At 60.8% G+C, this 15,710-nt stretch carries 12 protein-coding genes; 10 read left to right on the top strand and 2 right to left on the bottom strand.

Annotated elements, in window-relative coordinates; genetic code table 11:
* Positions 1–237 precede the first annotated feature (237 nt).
* Positions 238–1,614 (bottom strand): B-box zinc finger protein, encoded by a 1,377-nt coding sequence (locus tag ACFE0K_RS00060; RefSeq protein WP_434534115.1) that lies wholly within the window; start codon positions 1,612–1,614, stop codon positions 238–240.
* Between the two features lie 185 nt (positions 1,615–1,799).
* Between ACFE0K_RS00060 and lnt the strand changes: the two genes are divergently transcribed.
* The 6 genes from lnt to ACFE0K_RS00030 all read left to right on the top strand — a co-directional run bounded on the left by lnt (position 1,800) and on the right by ACFE0K_RS00030 (position 9,476).
* A complete protein-coding gene (lnt, locus tag ACFE0K_RS00055; RefSeq protein ID WP_434534114.1) occupies positions 1,800–3,287 on the top strand; it encodes an apolipoprotein N-acyltransferase in 1,488 nt (495 codons plus the stop codon).
* Between the two features lie 93 nt (positions 3,288–3,380).
* Complete coding sequence (locus ACFE0K_RS00050) at positions 3,381–4,247, top strand: MBL fold metallo-hydrolase (protein ID WP_434534113.1); 867 nt, start codon at positions 3,381–3,383, stop codon at positions 4,245–4,247.
* Between the two features lie 12 nt (positions 4,248–4,259).
* On the top strand, positions 4,260–5,483 hold the full coding sequence (locus ACFE0K_RS00045; protein WP_434534112.1) for a lycopene cyclase family protein: 1,224 nt from the start codon (positions 4,260–4,262) through the stop codon (positions 5,481–5,483).
* Between the two features lie 26 nt (positions 5,484–5,509).
* Positions 5,510–7,258, top strand: coding sequence for a SulP family inorganic anion transporter (locus tag ACFE0K_RS00040; protein WP_434534111.1), 1,749 nt, complete (start codon positions 5,510–5,512; stop codon positions 7,256–7,258).
* A gap of 20 nt (positions 7,259–7,278) precedes the next feature.
* Complete coding sequence (locus ACFE0K_RS00035) at positions 7,279–7,722, top strand: TIGR01244 family sulfur transferase (RefSeq protein ID WP_434534116.1); 444 nt, start codon at positions 7,279–7,281, stop codon at positions 7,720–7,722.
* Between the two features lie 2 nt (positions 7,723–7,724).
* Complete coding sequence (locus ACFE0K_RS00030) at positions 7,725–9,476, top strand: SulP family inorganic anion transporter (RefSeq protein ID WP_434534110.1); 1,752 nt, start codon at positions 7,725–7,727, stop codon at positions 9,474–9,476.
* 119 nt (positions 9,477–9,595) lie between these two features.
* Here the strand turns inward: ACFE0K_RS00030 and ACFE0K_RS00025 are convergent, their stop codons facing one another.
* Entirely contained in the window at positions 9,596–10,210 is a 615-nt protein-coding gene (locus tag ACFE0K_RS00025; protein WP_434534109.1) for a YdcF family protein, read from the bottom strand.
* 140 nt (positions 10,211–10,350) lie between these two features.
* Here ACFE0K_RS00025 and leuS point away from each other — a divergent pair, with 140 nt between their 5' ends.
* From leuS to ACFE0K_RS00005, 4 genes are all read left to right on the top strand, one after another.
* Positions 10,351–12,990, top strand: a complete 2,640-nt coding sequence (leuS, locus tag ACFE0K_RS00020) for a leucine--tRNA ligase (protein WP_434534108.1) — start codon at positions 10,351–10,353, stop codon at positions 12,988–12,990.
* Between the two features lie 9 nt (positions 12,991–12,999).
* Positions 13,000–13,509 (top strand): LPS assembly lipoprotein LptE, encoded by a 510-nt coding sequence (gene lptE, locus ACFE0K_RS00015; protein WP_434534107.1) that lies wholly within the window; start codon positions 13,000–13,002, stop codon positions 13,507–13,509.
* Positions 13,509–14,510: a DNA polymerase III subunit delta gene (holA, locus tag ACFE0K_RS00010; RefSeq protein ID WP_434534106.1), complete on the top strand. Its 1,002-nt coding sequence runs from the start codon at positions 13,509–13,511 to the stop codon at positions 14,508–14,510. Before lptE ends, holA begins: the two co-directional genes overlap by 1 nt.
* 420 nt (positions 14,511–14,930) lie before the next feature.
* Positions 14,931–15,710: class I SAM-dependent methyltransferase (locus ACFE0K_RS00005; RefSeq protein ID WP_434534105.1), on the top strand; the 780-nt coding region annotated here is incomplete at its 3' end.

Here is a 15,710-nt window from a genome sequence, read left to right as displayed (position 1 = left end):
TTATTCCTGATCGCCCTCCGGTCGATTTCCGCGCAAGCGCGGTTCGCGGCTCAAGCGCCGCTCCTACAGCGGCTTCGTAGAAATGCCGCGGTCCTGGGAACTTTCCACCCGTTCCCTATCCAACGAGCGTAGCTCGTAGCTCGTAGCTCGTAGCTCGTAGCTCGTAGCTCGTAGCTCGTAGCTCGTAGCTCGTAGCTCGTAGCTCGTAGCTCGTAGCTCGTAGCTCGTAGCTCGCCCCTACCCCCACGCGGCCCGATAGTCCGCCACCTGTTTGCGCAGTTTCGCATCCCGGCACTGGCTTTCCACAAATCGCAGATACTGCTCCGCCTTGCCGGCCAGTCCGAATTGCTCGGCAAGAATCTTTGCCAGCAACAGATAGGCGTCACCCAACTCGCTGAAATCCGGGTGCCGATCGTGCAGATCCTTGAGCAGAACCACGGCGGCTTTCGGCTCCTGCTCATGGATACCCCTGGCCAGGGCCAGCCGCAGGGAGGGCGATGCGGGCAACCAGGTTGCTTCCACCTCTCGCTGACGAGCCAGCAACGCCAGCGCCTCGGTCCAGGCACCAGACACCACCAGCATTTCCAGATAGGCCGGCGCGGCGGTGCGGCGCTCATCGTCCCGGCCGGTAATATCCAGCAGTCGGTCATAACGTTGCCAGTCCGCCACGGTGGCCTTTTTGTGCTTCAGGGTTTTGGCCGTGCTCAGCAACACCTTGTCAAAGCGCCCGGCACAAAGCTGTACCCGCTGGCGCCGCTCTTCCAGCGACGTGGTGACTTTCTTGCCGCCCTGATCCAGCCCCCAAAGACGCCCATGACGAGCGAGGATATCGCCGCATAGACAGGCCAGGGCCAACCACCAGAGTGCCGCCAACGCCCCGGCCAGGCCCTGGGCCAGTGGTAGCGGCATCACATCCACCGCCACCGCAACCAGCGCCACCCCCAACAGCCACCCCATCGATGCCAGAAGCGCAGCCACCGCATAATCACGAGGCGCAGAGAAAATATAGGTCAGTGCCGCCGCATAGGAGCCAGGCTCCGCCCCCTGGGCCTGAATCGCGAGCCAGAAAGCCGGCACCAGCAACAAACCGACAGCACCGATCAGCAACCCCGCCGGCACCGACACCATCAGCAGCACAAACCCGGCCGGCACCATCACCAGCAGGGCCGGCAAAGCCTGCAACAACGCCGCCTTCCAGCCCGCCATATCAGACAGGCAATCCCAGCCCGGAGCGTGACTTTTGCGGGCTTTACCGGGGTGGCTGCGCAAGGTCATCACCGCACGGGCAAAGCCCCAGACCGGCAGCCCTGCCAGCAACACCACCGGCACCATTACCGGCAAGGGCGGCACCAGCGACGCCAACAGCGCCCACAGCAACAGCAGCGGTAACAGCACCGGGGCAAACGGGTAGCGCAGGTAACGATCCAGTTGCCGCCACAGAGGGCCACCCTGTCCCTGCTCACTGCTTTCCAATTCCTGGTTGCAGAGCAGACAACGGGCCTCGATCAGGCTGTCATTACGGCCATCCACACAGTGCTGACACAGATACAGCCCATCATGGCTGCAATACCATAGTGCTTCCGTCCCCGGATGGTACTTGCAATAGCGATTCACTATGATGCCCCCAAGCATTCACAAGGTAGTGGCCAACCATGACGGCCCCTACCGGCGCCCCGCATCCAGCGACTGGCAAGGCGGGTTTGATTATTGGTTGTGATTGATACTTTATTCGTATTTTTGCAGCGACTCTAGCCGTATCAGCCAGGCGGCCTACTCGCCATCATGAAACGAGGAATTCCATGCGTCACCGTCTGCTGGCCCTGATAGCCGGCCTGCTGTTCCCCCTTGCCTTTGCTCCCTATGACCTGTGGCCGCTGCTATTTGTCAGTGTAGCCGCCGGCTTTTGGTGCCAGCAGCAGGCCGGCTCCGGCAAGGAAGCCTTCCTGCGCGGCTGGCTGTATGGCCTGGGCATGTTCGGTTTCGGGATTTCCTGGGTGCATGTCTCCATGAACGACTATGGCTACATGCCATTATGGATGGCCATTCCCTTCACCGCGATTTTCGCCGCCTTTCTGGCCCTGTTCTACGGCCTGACGTTTTCCCTGAGCTGGCGGCTGGGGCGCTCGGTGATGGTGTTCGCCGGTATCTGGTTACTGCTGGACTGGGTGCGCAGCTGGTTGCTCACCGGCTTCCCCTGGCTGTATGCCGGCTACGCATTGATCGACACGCCGCTGGCCAGCCTGGCGCCATTGGGCGGGGTCTGGCTGCTGACCCTGGCCACGGTGCTGCTCAGCGCCACCCTGGTCCAGCTTCGCCAGCCAGGTCCGCTGCGCTGGGTTGCCGCCGGCCTGTCGATGCTGGTTCTGCTCACCGCCGCTGCCGGTCATTTCCTCACGTTCACCCATGCCAACGGTCCGGAGCAAAAAGTGGCGCTGGTGCAGGGTAATATTCCCCAGGACCTGAAGTGGCAGATTTCCATGCGCGGCGAAACCCGCCGTATCTACCACGAGCTGACCCGGGAGATTCCCGCCGACACTCTGGTGCTGTGGCCCGAGTCGGCCATGACCGAGTTCTACCAGACCATCACCGATTTCATCGAGGATGAAGGTCAGCAACTGGCAGACCGTAACGGCGCCCTGATTACCGGTATTCCCTGGCGCAGCGTCAGCGACGCCGGCATTGCCTACCGCAACAGTATCGCTGCCATTCCGCTGCGCGACAGCAACGGCGGCAGTGATCGGGTTTACCACAAACAGAAGCTTGTGCCCTTTGGCGAATACGTCCCCATGCAATCGCTGATTCGCGGCCTGATCCCCTTCTTCGATCTGCCCATGTCCGGCTTTACGCCAGGGGATCCGAGCCAGCCCAACTTGCAGGTGCTGGGCCATACCGTGGCCCCCTTTATCTGCTACGAGATCCTCTACCCGCAACTGGTGGCCAGCCGCAGCCATGATGCGGATGTGCTGGTGACCATCAGCAATGACGCCTGGTTCGGCACCTCCGCCGGCCCGGTACAGCATTTCCAGATGGCCCGTTTGCGGGCTCTGGAAACCGGCCGCTGGCTGCTGCGCGGCACCAACAATGGCGTCACCGCCGTTATCGACCACCAGGGCCAGGTCGTGGACGCCCTGCCCCAGTTCGAGCGTGATGTGCTTTACAGCCATTACCAACCGCGTACCGGCATCACGCCATTCATGGCCCTGGGCGTCTGGCCCTGGCTGGTGCTCTCGATACTGTTGTTACTGCCCGCCATTCGGGAAAGGAAGAAGAAACAACCCGATATATAACTTTTAAATATAAGCTTATTCCATATTTGACTTTGCTCTGATTCCCTCCTATAACTGTGCATGAACGCTGCCCAGTCACAGGAGGGAACGAGCATGTCTCATCCAACAGTCAAAGCCTTTTTCGACAACGACACCAACACCATCAGCTATGTGGTGACAGACCCGCAAACCCGGCACTGCGCCATTGTGGATTCGGTGCTGGACTACGACCCCAACGCCGGACGCACCAGCCACGACAGCGCCAGCCAGATCGTGGCGTTCGTCAAACAGGAAGGCCTCACCGTGGACTGGCTGCTGGAAACCCATGTACATGCGGATCACCTGTCTGCCGCACCCTGGATCCAGCAGCAAGTGGGCGGCAAGCTGGCTATCGGCGAGCATATCCGCACCGTGCAGGACACCTTCGGCAAGGTCTTCAACGCCGGCACTGAGTTCGCCCGTGACGGCCGTCAGTTCGATCACCTGTTTGCCGATGGCGACACCTACAAGGTCGGCAACATCGAGGCGCGGGCCATTCACACTCCGGGGCATACCCCGGCCTGCATGAGCCATGTGATCGGCGATGCGGTCTTTGTCGGCGACACCCTGTTCATGCCGGATTATGGCACCGCCCGCTGCGACTTCCCCGGCGGTGATGCCCGCACCCTGTACCAGTCCGTGCAGAAGCTGCTGGCCCTGCCGGACGACACCCGCATGTTTCTCTGCCACGACTATCTACCGGAAAGCCGCAGCGAATATCAGTGGGAAACCACCGTGGGCGATCAGCGTCGCCACAATATCCATGTGCACGAAGGCGTTTCCGAGGAGACGTTCGTCAGCATGCGCGAAAAACGCGATGCCACCCTGGATATGCCGCGACTGATTCTGCCTTCGGTGCAGATCAATATGCGCGCCGGCCACCTTCCTCCCGAGGAAGACAATGGCGTTAGCTACCTGAAAATTCCGCTGAACGCACTCTAAGAGGCGATGACCATGACACCGACTCTGTGGGACGTAGTGGTGATCGGCGGCGGTGCCGCCGGCATTGCGGTAGCGGCCAGCATCCTCAAGCGCAAACCGCACCTGTCCGTGGCCATCGTGGAGCCCAGCGACCGCCACTTCTATCAGCCCGCCTGGACCCTGGTGGGTGGCGGCTGTTTCAACCCGGCCAATACCTACAAAGCCACCAGCAAGCTGATCCCAAACGGTGCCAAATGGTTGCGCAGCCGGGTTACTGACATGGAGCCGGCGCACAACCGGGTAACCCTGGAAGACGGCCAGTCACTGAATTACCAGTTTCTGGTAGTTGCGCCGGGGCTGGAACTGAACCTGGGCGCCATCGAGGGCCTGGAAAGCAGCCTTGGCAAGCACGGCGTTACCAGCAACTATCGCTTTGAACTGGCGTCCTACACGTGGGAATGCGTGCAAAACCTGAAGCGGGGCCGGGCCCTGTTCACCCAACCGCCCATGCCCATCAAGTGTGCCGGCGCGCCGCAAAAGGCCATGTACCTGTCCTGCCACCATTGGGAAGAAACCGGCACCCTGGGCAACATTGATGTGCAGTTCCACAATGCCGGCGCCGTACTGTTCGGCGTGGCGGATTTTGTGCCGCCACTGATGGAATATGTGAAGCGCTACGACGCCAATCTGAATTTCAACAGCACCCTGATCGCCGTGGATGGCCCGGCCCGCGAAGCCACCTTCCGGCGTACCAACGGCGATGGCATCAGCACCGACTACACCGAGCCCTTCGACATGCTGCATGTGGTACCGCCGCAACGGGCCCCACAGTTTGTGCGCGACAGCGAGCTGGCCAACGAGGCCGGCTGGGTCGCCGTGGACGAAGCCACCCTGCAGCACCCCCGTTTTGCCAATGTATTCAGCCTGGGTGATGCCTGCGGCGCCAGCAATGCCAAAACCGCCGCCGCCGTGCGGAAGCAGGCGCCGGTGGTGGCCGAGAACCTCTGCGCGGTGCTGGAAAATCGTGCACCGACAGCTCGCTATGAAGGCTATGGCGCCTGCCCGCTGACCGTGGAAAAAGGCAAGGTCGTGCTGGCCGAATTCGGTTATCAGGGCAAACTACAACCCAGCTTCCCGCTCGATCCCACAGTACCGCGCCGGAGTATGTGGTGGCTTAAACGTCATGCCATGCCAAAGATCTACTTCGAGCTGATGCTAAAGGGCCATGAGTGGCTGGCCAGGCCAGGCAAACTCTGACGCGTGACACAACAAGGGATGGCAAGATGACACTGCCCGCCTGGTTGGGCGCCGCCCAGTGGCTGCCCCACTACAACCGCGAGACCGCTGCCCGGGATAGCGTGGCAGCGGTGATCGTCACCATCATGCTGATTCCCCAGAGCCTGGCCTACGCCATGCTCGCCGGGCTGCCGCCGGAAGTCGGTCTCTACGCCAGTATCCTGCCACTGGTTGTCTATGCCCTGCTCGGTTCCAGCCGTACCCTGGCGGTGGGCCCGGTGGCGGTAGCCTCGCTGATGACCGTTGCTGCGGCCAGTCAGGTAGCCGCGGCCGGCAGTCAACAATACCTGGCAGCCACTATCATTCTGGCTTTTCTGTCCGGCACCATTCTTCTGGTGATGGCCCTGCTTCGACTGGGCTGGATTGCCAACCTGTTATCGCACCCTGTGGTGAGTGGCTTTATCAGCGCCTCCGGCCTGCTGATTGCCGCCAGCCAGCTCAAGCATCTGCTGGGAATCCCCCTTTCGGGCCATAACCTGGTAGAGCTTGGCCACTCCCTGGCACAGCATTTTCCTGAAACCCATTGGCCCACAGTGGTGCTCGGCGCGCTAGTTACGACCTTCCTGTTCTGGGTGCGCAAGGCGCTCAAGCCGCTGCTGCAGAAACTCGGCTTCAATGCCTTCTGGTCCGACCTGGTCAGTAAAGCAGGGCCCGTCATCGCCGTACTGGGTTCCACCCTGGCCGTGGCAATGCTGGAACTGGATAGCGGTGGCATGGCCATTGTCGGTCACATTCCCGAAGGCCTGCCCTCATTGTCATTACCGGTATTTGACGCCGGTCTCTGGCAGGCACTATTGCTGCCCGCTCTGCTGATCAGCCTGATCGGCTTTGTGGAATCCATCTCTGTCGCCCAGACCCTGGCGGCCAAACGCCGCCAGCGCATCAACGCCAACCAGGAACTGATGGGGCTGGGCGGCGCCAACCTGGCCAGCGCCTTCAGCGGCGGCTTTCCGGTGACCGGGGGCTTCTCCCGCTCCGTGGTGAACTTCGATGCCGGCGCCCGGACTCCCATGGCTGGCGTATTCACCGCCATCGGCATTGCCCTCACCGCCCTGTTTCTGACCGGCGCCTTCACCTACCTGCCCAAGGCCACCCTGGCCGCCACCATTGTGGTAGCGGTGCTGTCGCTGGTGGACCTGCCGGCACTGAAACACACCTGGCATTTCTCGCGACTGGATTTCACCGCCATGGCCATCACCATGATCGGGGTCCTGGGCTGGGGCGTGGAAGCCGGCGTGCTGGCCGGGGTGGTTACCTCCCTGGCACTCTATCTATGGCGCACTAACCAGCCCCATGTCGCCGAAGTGGGCCAGGTTCCCGGCACCGAACATTTCCGCAATGTGCAACGTCACCAGGTACGGGTTTCTTCCCGCGTGCTGAGCATGCGTATCGATGAATCCCTGTATTTTGCCAATGCCCGGGGCCTGGAAGACCGGATCTACGATGCCGCCCTGCTGCGTCCGCAAACAGAACACGTGGTACTGATGGGCACCGCCATCAATCACCTGGACGCCAGTGCCGTGGATAGTCTGTTGAGCCTGAACCAGCGTCTGGATGATGCCGGTATCCGGCTGCACCTTTCCGAAATCAAGGGACCGGTCATGGATCAGTTGCAGCACACCACCCTGCCGGCACTACTGACCGGTCAGATATTCCTCACCCAATATCAGGCCGTTCGCACACTGGCACCGGAAAGCATCGAGGAAAATCCCGCTCCCCCTTGCAGCCCTGTCTGACACGGTTAAGCTGAGCGTTCATTCGCAAGGAGTTTTCATGGCTACCATCAATCGCCTTAACGAGAGTCTGTCTGTGGCACCACAACTGCAGCCTGAGGATATGGCCGAGCTGGCCAAGGTGGTTCAAGACCATTCTCAACAACCGCCCCGATGGCGAAAGCGAAGACCAGCCCACCAGTGCCGAGCTGGCCGCCGCCGCAGAAGCCGCCGGTCTCGAGTATGCCCACCAACCGGTAGTCGGCAATAACATCAGCGACGTGGACATCGACGGGTTTGACGCCATCGTCTCTCTGGCAGAGCAACCGGTACTGGCCTTCTGCCGCACCGGCACCCGCTGCACCACCCTGTGGGCCCTGACCCAGGCGGACGAGCAGGACAATGCCAGCATCCTGGCCACCGCCGAACAGGCCGGCTATGACCTGAGCCAACTTGCCGGCCGGCTCGACCAGCGTCGGGGCCAGTAAGCATGGCCAATGCCGGCCGCCGGTTCCGCTGGCTGCCGGCCAGTGACTGGCTTGCCACCTACAACCGCGAGCAGGCGGCCGGGGATATCCTGGCCGCCGTCATTGTCACCATCCTGCTGGTACCTCAGGGGCTGGCCTACGCCATGCTGGCCGGCATGCCGCCGGAAACCGGCCTCTATGCCAGTATCCTGCCGCTGATTCTCTACGCCCTGTTCGGCACCAGCCGCACCCTGTCCGTGGGCCCCGCCGCCCTCACTTCACTGATCACCGCCTCCGCTGCCGGCACCCTGGCTCAAGGTGACCCGCAACTGTTTATCCAGGCCGCCATCGGCATGGGGCTGCTTTCCGGGCTGTTTCTGGTGGCCATGGCCATACTGCGGCGGGGCTGGCCCACCAACCTACCCAGCCACCCGGGGATCACCGGTTTCTTCAGTGGCTGCGCCATCCTCATTGCCGCCAGTCAGCTCAAGCACTTGTTGCGCATCGACGCCTCCGGCGACGAGCTGGTGACACTGGCGCAGACTCTGGGGCAACAACTACCGCAGACGCATTGGCTGACACTGGGCATCAGTCTGATTGCCATTGCCTGCCTGCTGATCCCGAAATATCTGGCCGCCCCCCTCAAGACCACCCGACTCCCCAATTGGCTGGTGGCCTTTATCAGCAAATGCGGCCCCATTCTGGCAGTGCTGGTCACCACCTTGCTGACGGTCTTGCTGGCACTGGATGCCAAGGGACTGGCTGTGGTCGGCACCATCCCCGCAGGGTTGCCCCATTTCACCCTGCCCGGGCTGGACCGCGAACACTGGCAGAACCTGATTACCCCGGCAGCATTACTGGCACTGATCGGCTTTGTGGAATCCATTTCCCTGGCCCAGGCCCTGGCGGCCAAACGTCGCCAGCGTGTGGATGCCAACCGGGAATTGATGGGGCTGGGGCTGGCCAACATCGGCAGCGGCCTGTCCGGCGCCTTCGCCGTGACCGGCAGTTTTTCGCGCACCACGGTGAATTACGAGGCCGGCGCCCGCACGCCCATGGCCGGCCTGTTGACCGGTATCGGTATCGCCCTGGTGGCCCTGTTTTTCACCGGCTGGTTCCAGTACCTGCCGCTGGCATCCCTGGCCGCCATCATCGTGGTCGGTATCCTGCCACTGATCAATCTGTCGGAATTGAAACACCTGTGGGCATTCAGTCGCCCGGACGCCCTGGCCATGGCTGCCACCCTGGCCGGGGTGCTGCTGATCAATGTGCAGAGTGGATTATTGCTGGGGGTAGTGCTTTCCGTGGCCTTGTTCATGTGGCGCACCAGCCAGCCCCACGTGGCCGAGCTGGGCAGGATTCCCGGCACCCATCATTTCCGCAATATGGATCGTCATAGCGTTCAGCTCACCGAGGCAGTGCTGTCCATCCGGGTGGACGAATCGCTCTATTTCGGCAATGCCCGCACCCTGGAAGACCGTATCTACGACGACGCCCAGGCCCACCCGCAGATTCAGCACGTGGTGCTGCACTGCTCCGGCATCAACCACCTGGATGCCAGCGCCGTGGAAAGTCTGGAAAGCCTGAACGAACGATTAAAAAACGCCGGGGTGACCCTGAACCTGTCCAATGTGAAGGGGCCGGTGATGGACGTACTGATAAAAACCGACTTTCAGAAGGTGCTGACCGGCAGGGTCTATCTGAGCCACTACCAAGCCATGGAAGTGCTGGCGCCGGAGAGTTTGCAGGAGGAAGAGCCTGACGCCTCACCCTAAGGCGAACTGACAACAGACATTCAGCGAGTTACGAGGCACGAGTTGCGAAATGCAAACCAGCACCGCCTTTCGCTCCTCGCAACTACCCCGCTGCTTGCCGCCAGTCGCCTGTGTCGCCCTTAAAGATATCGCAAGTGATACCACACCAGCGCCAGCCATTCGTACCAGATCTCCGGCACCATGGATAACGCCCCGGCAGAGGGCACCCATTCCTGTTTCGGCAACCGCTTGCGCCAGGCAGCCTGGGCCAGCACCCCCTGGCTCTGAAAACACAACAGAGCCCGTGGCAGATGGGCCCGATCGCTGACCAGGATGATCTCATCAATACCCCGCTGGCCCAGCAGCTCGCCGCTGTAGACGGCATTTTCCCAGGTATTACGGCTTTTCCCTTCCTCCAGCACCGTCATGGCCGGCCAGCGCTGGCGTACCAGCTCCGCCATCAGTTGTGCTTCGGACGGTTCGTTCTCGGCATTCGCAGTGGTGCTGATGCCACCACTAACCACCAGCGGCAAACCATGCTCATGGGCCAGTTCCGCGGCCAGCTGCAACCGCCGCAGGCCACGGGTGGTCAGGGAAAACTGGCCATTACGCTCGCGCCGCCCGGCACCCAGTACCACCACCGCCTGGGGCGTAATACCGGTATTGCGTCGCGGCAGGGGTGGCAACAGGCTGCGGACCACCGCCGGCAGGGTTCCCCCTACCAGCACCAGCAACCACAGGTAGGTCAACGCCATCGGCACTCCCGTTTGTGGTGATTATTCAGCCAACACTTTCGCGGTGCAGACCAGTGAGAAATCCGGGCTGAGCTCATGTATCCTATGTCCCCTTCGCAACCGCGATGTTCCCGTACGTTTTTTTGATCAGTAGAGAGCCGATGGACGCACAGTATCGCCCCGATCAAGTCGAAGCCCAAGCCCAGCAGTACTGGGAGGATAACCAAAGCTTCAAGGTCACCGAAGAGGCCGGCAAGGAAAAGTTCTATTGCCTGAGCATGTTCCCCTACCCGTCCGGGCGGCTACACATGGGCCACGTGCGCAACTACAGCATCGGCGATGTGATCAGCCGCTACCAGCGTATGCTGGGCAAGAATGTGCTGCAGCCCATGGGCTGGGACGCTTTCGGCCTGCCCGCCGAGAACGCCGCCATCAAGAACAAGGTGGCCCCGGCCAAGTGGACCTTCGAGAACATCGACTACATGCGCGGGCAACTGCAGCGTCTGGGCTTCGGTTACGACTGGGATCGTGAGCTGGCCACCTGCACCCCGGAATACTATCGCTGGGAACAGTGGTTCTTCACCAAGCTCTACGAGAAGGGTCTGGTATATCGCAAGATGTCCACGGTGAACTGGGACCCGATCGATCAGACCGTACTGGCCAACGAGCAGGTGATTGACGGCCGGGGCTGGCGCTCCGGCGCCCTGGTCGAGCAGAAAGAGATTCCCCAGTGGTTCATCAAGATCACCGACTATGCCGATGAATTGCTGAAAGACCTGGACCAGCTGGATGGCTGGCCGGAACAGGTCAAGACCATGCAGCGCAACTGGATCGGCCGCTCCGAAGGGGTGGAGATGACCTTCGCCATTCAGGGCGAAGAGTCCCTGCGCGTCTACACCACCCGCCCGGACACCCTCATGGGAGTCAGCTACGTGGCCGTGGCGGCGGCGCATCCGCTGGCGAAGAAAGCTGCTGCCGCCAACCACGAAGTGGCAGACTTTGTGGAAGAGTGCCTGCACAACAAGGTGGCCGAAGCCGATATGGCCACCATGGAAAAGAAAGGCATCTACACCGGCCTCACCGCGACTCACCCGATCAGCGGCGAACAGGTCCCGGTCTGGGTGGCCAACTTTGTGCTGATGAGCTACGGCACCGGCGCCGTCATGGCCGTACCCGCCCATGACGAAAGGGATTTCGAGTTCGCATCGAAGTACGGCTTATCAATTAAAAAAGTCATCAAAACACAGTTCGAGATCTCACTTGAGGAACAACTAAAAGAGCTGAAAGCCGCCCCGCAAGATCCAGATCTTCTTGATAAAGCCCCTGCCATCGAACAGCTCGAAAATGATATTAAAGCACTACAAGAGCCAATTGCGTTTGCTCAAACTGAGAAAGGCAAACTGGTGAACTCCGGGGAATTCACCGGCAAGACCTCCGCCGAAGCCTTTGACGCCATCGCCACCTGGCTGAGCGAGCGCAACCTGGGCGAGAAGAAGGTGAATTATCGCCTGCGCGACTGGGGTGTCTCCCGGCAGCGCTACTGGGGCGCCCCCATTCCCATGGTGGAAACCGAAGACGGTGAACTGCATCCCACCCCGGAAGACCAGTTGCCGGTGGTGCTGCCCACCGAGGTGGAGATGGACGGCGTGAAAAGCCCCATCAAGGCCGACCCGGAGTGGGCCAAAACCACCTTTGACGGCCAGCCCGCCCTGCGCGAAACCGACACCTTCGACACCTTCATGGAATCCAGCTGGTACTACGCCCGTTACTGCTGCCCGCAGAACGACCAAGCCATGCTGGACCCGGCAGCCGCCAACTACTGGCTGCCCGTGGATCAATACGTGGGCGGCATTGAACACGCGATCCTGCACCTGCTCTACTCGCGCTTCTTCCACAAGCTGCTGCGCGACACCGGCCTGGTGGACTCCGACGAGCCCTTCAAGCAACTGCTGTGTCAGGGCATGGTGCTGAAAGACGGCGCCAAGATGTCCAAGTCCAAGGGCAACACCGTGGACCCGCAGGAAATGATCGAGGAATACGGTGCCGACACCGTACGCCTGTTCATGATGTTTGCGGCCCCGCCAGAGCAGTCGCTGGAATGGAACGGTGCAGGGGTGGAAGGGGCCTTCCGCTTCGTAAAAAGGCTATGGAATACAGCTCATAGCTGGGAAGAAGAAATCAATAATGTGAGAACATTCACAAGCCTCCGTGCCGAGCGCATTGGGCAATTGGATATATTTGAAGAGACAGATTTACCTATCGAAATCCGAGAGTATCGAAATGAGCTTCATACAATATTGAAGCAATGCTTGAGCGATTTTGAGCGAAATCAATTTAATACTGTTGTTGCTGGCAGCATGAAGATACTGAATGCTGCTCTGAAGATTCCCTCGGATTTTAAAGATCTGAAGGATGGCTCCAGGCCTATTGGCAGCATTGATGGCATTGATGCTCTTGAAGCTGTAAAACTTGAGACACTTAGCATCCTTATCAGGCTACTGCACCCAATCATTCCCCACGTGACTCATGAACTATGGAGAAAGCTCGGGTTTGGCAATGATGTCTCTATTTCCTCGTGGCCGAAAGTTGACGACAAGGCTCTAGTGAAAGACAGCATCGAACTGGTGGTGCAGGTAAACGGCAAGGTACGGGCCAAACTCGAGGTGCCCGCCAACGCCGACAAGGACACCGTGGAAAGCCTGGCCAGGGCCGAACCCAATGTGCAGAAGTTCACCGACGGTAAAACCATCCGCAAGGTGATCGTTGTGCCGGGTAAACTGGTCAACATCGTTGCCAACTGAGAGGCGGTTATGACATCCACCGTGCGCGCCACATCCCGTCTGACCTTGCTGCTGGTGCTGGGGCTTGTCCTCAGCGCCTGTGGCTGGCAACTGCGCGGCACCACCAGCACACCGTCCATGGAAACCCTGACGGTAACCGGTGCCTCCACGGAACTGCGCTACACCCTGGAAGACGAGCTGGAAGACCAGGGCGTACTGGTACACAACGAGGCGCCTTATATCCTGGTCATCGATGACGAAGACTGGATGCGCCGCACCTCCGCCGTGGATGCCCAGGGTCGCCAGGCGGAAATCGAACTGCGCTACACCCTGCGCTGGCACATCAAGGACCGCAAAACCGGCGCCCTGCTAACCACCCCCACGCGCATGATGACCCTGCGCAACCTGCCCTGGTACCCGGAAAACGCCACCGCCTCCTCCGACGAAGAGCAACTGGTCCGTGACGACCTGTTTCTGGACATGGCCTACCGGCTGATCAACCAGATCGCTGCCGCCTCCGAGGGCTGGGAGACCTACTGATGCGCCTGCGTCCCGAGCAGCTTGGCAAACACCTGGCCGACCGCCTGCTGCCGGCCTACCTGGTTGCCGGTGATGAGCCGCTGCAGCAGGGCGAACTGCTCGACGACCTGCGCCGCGCCGCCCGCGATCAGGGCTTTGACGAACGCCACCGCTTCTCCTCCGACACCGGCATCGACTGGAATTCCCTGCTCAATGAATCCCAGAGCATGAGCCTGTTCGGTGGCCGGCGGATTCTCGAACTGGTGCTCAACGACAAGCGACCGGACAAGGCCGGCAGCCAGATCCTCCGTGATGTGCTGGCCAGTCCCGGCGATGACACCCTGGTATTGATCCGCTGCTCCAGACTGGATCGCCGCAAGGACTGGAACAGCGCCTGGGTGAAAGCCCTGGACGAAGTGGGGGCGGTCATCGAAGTCTGGCCGGTGGAAGGCGCCGGCCTGCGCAACTGGCTGCAGGATCGTCTGGCCAGCCGCGGACTCAGTGCCACGGAAGATGCCCTGGCCCTGCTGATCGAACGCAGCGAAGGCAACTTGCTGGCCGCCGCCCAGGAAGTGGACAAACTGACCCTGCTGGTGGAAGACGGCCAGGTGGGCCCGGAAGACGTGCAACAGGCGGTGGGCGATTCCAGCCGCTACTCGCCCTTCGACCTTACCGAAGCCACCGCCCAGGGCAACGCCCAGCGAGTGTTACACATCATTCAGACCCTGCGCGCCGAAGGCGTGGAGCCGCCGGTGTTGCTATGGGCCCTGAGCCGCGACATCCGTATCCTCGACGGCATGCTTAGCGGCGGCCCACCACCGCGCTTGCCCCCCCAGCGGGTACGCGTCATGCAAGCCCAGGCCCAGCGCCTCAACCCACAACATCTGAAGGCCGCCCAGGCCAGCGCCATCCGCGCCGACCAGTGCGTCAAGGGCATGGCCAAGGGTGATCCCTGGCAGTACATCACTTCCCTGGCACTGCGCCTTGCAGGACATCCGCTACCGCGTAGCATGGAACGGTAACGGCAGCTGCAAGCGACAAGCTTCAAGCTGCAACGCGAAGAAGGCCCTGTGCCTCATGAATTCCCATAGTATTCCGCGCTGCCAGGCTATGGGCCTGTCTGTAGGAGTTCCTCTTGAGGGACGAACCGAGCGTAGCGAGGCAACAGGAGAAAAGGTCTGTCCGCCGTTCTTTCTGGAACCTGTCGAGCTCTGAGATTCCTGATCGCCCTGCGGGCGATTTCCGCGCAAGCGCGGTTCGCGGCTCAAGCTCCGCTCCTACAGCGGCTTCGTCGAAATGACGAAGCACGAGGAACTTTCCAGACCTTCCCTATCCAACCAGCGTAGCTCGTAGCGCGCCGACAATTTGGCACAAATTGCCATCACTCAATGGCATAATTCTGCTAGCCTGTCAGGCTTCAATCATAACCAGCCAGAACAACAATGAGTGAACCCCGGGATACCTCCTCAATCAGTTTTACTGCCCTGTACACCGGCCACGTGTGGACCCGCGACGGCATCTCAGCGCCCTTCTTTCGCACCAAGGGCGGCGCCTTTCTTTATGGCGCCCTGGCTCCCTTCGAATACGTGGGCCGACACATCGTCGGTGGCAATATCCGCACCTTCCTGCTGCAGCGCCACCATCTGATCGACCATCGGCTACATCAACTGATCGACGACGGCGTTACTCAGGTAGTGGAAATCGCCTGCGGCCTGTCACCCCGGGGCCATCGTTTCTGCCAGCAGTATCCGCAGCTCACCTACATCGAAACCGACCTGCCGGACATGGCTAGCCGCAAGCAGCAACTGCTGAAAGAGCACGGCGTGTTGAGCGAGCGTCACCGCGTACAGCCCATCAACATCTTTGCCGAAGCAGGCGAACTCAGCCTGGATCATGTACTGGCCCAGCTGGATCAGAGCAAACCCGTGGTAGTGATTACCGAAGGACTGGTGAATTACTTCCCGCTGGAGGTGATTTCCGATTTCTGGCGCAAACTGGCCAGCGCCTTGAGCCCCTTCCCCCAGGGCACCTACCTCACCGACAACTACCCGCTCTACAAAGGCATGCCCTTCTACCGCACCCTCAAGGTACTGGGCAACATGCTGGGCACCGTATCCCGCAGCCAGGTGGGCTTTCACTTCCATTCCGACATGGAAGCCGTGGATCATTTCCATAGCGTTGGCTTTCACAGCCTGACCATCCACAACCCGACGGACTACTAT

The organism is Alcanivorax sp., from assembly GCF_051117345.1.
GTDB lineage: Bacteria > Pseudomonadota > Gammaproteobacteria > Pseudomonadales > Alcanivoracaceae > Alcanivorax.
Note: the sequence above shows the minus strand (reverse complement) of the source record. Positions and strands in the feature narration are given on the sequence as shown.

What these genes read in the sequence shown, in the direction of transcription:
- lnt (WP_434534114.1), top strand. Translation starts at nt 1,800, where the DNA reads ATGCGTCACCGTCTGCTGGCCCTGATAGCCGGCCTGCTGTTCCCCCTT.
- ACFE0K_RS00050 (WP_434534113.1), top strand. Translation starts at nt 3,381, where the DNA reads ATGTCTCATCCAACAGTCAAAGCCTTTTTCGACAACGACACCAACACC.
- ACFE0K_RS00045 (WP_434534112.1), top strand. Translation starts at nt 4,260, where the DNA reads ATGACACCGACTCTGTGGGACGTAGTGGTGATCGGCGGCGGTGCCGCC.
- ACFE0K_RS00040 (WP_434534111.1), top strand. Translation starts at nt 5,510, where the DNA reads ATGACACTGCCCGCCTGGTTGGGCGCCGCCCAGTGGCTGCCCCACTAC.
- ACFE0K_RS00030 (WP_434534110.1), top strand. Translation starts at nt 7,725, where the DNA reads ATGGCCAATGCCGGCCGCCGGTTCCGCTGGCTGCCGGCCAGTGACTGG.
- ACFE0K_RS00025 (WP_434534109.1), bottom strand. Translation starts at nt 10,210, where the DNA reads ATGGCGTTGACCTACCTGTGGTTGCTGGTGCTGGTAGGGGGAACCCTG.
- leuS (WP_434534108.1), top strand. Translation starts at nt 10,351, where the DNA reads ATGGACGCACAGTATCGCCCCGATCAAGTCGAAGCCCAAGCCCAGCAG.
- lptE (WP_434534107.1), top strand. Translation starts at nt 13,000, where the DNA reads ATGACATCCACCGTGCGCGCCACATCCCGTCTGACCTTGCTGCTGGTG.
- holA (WP_434534106.1), top strand. Translation starts at nt 13,509, where the DNA reads ATGCGCCTGCGTCCCGAGCAGCTTGGCAAACACCTGGCCGACCGCCTG.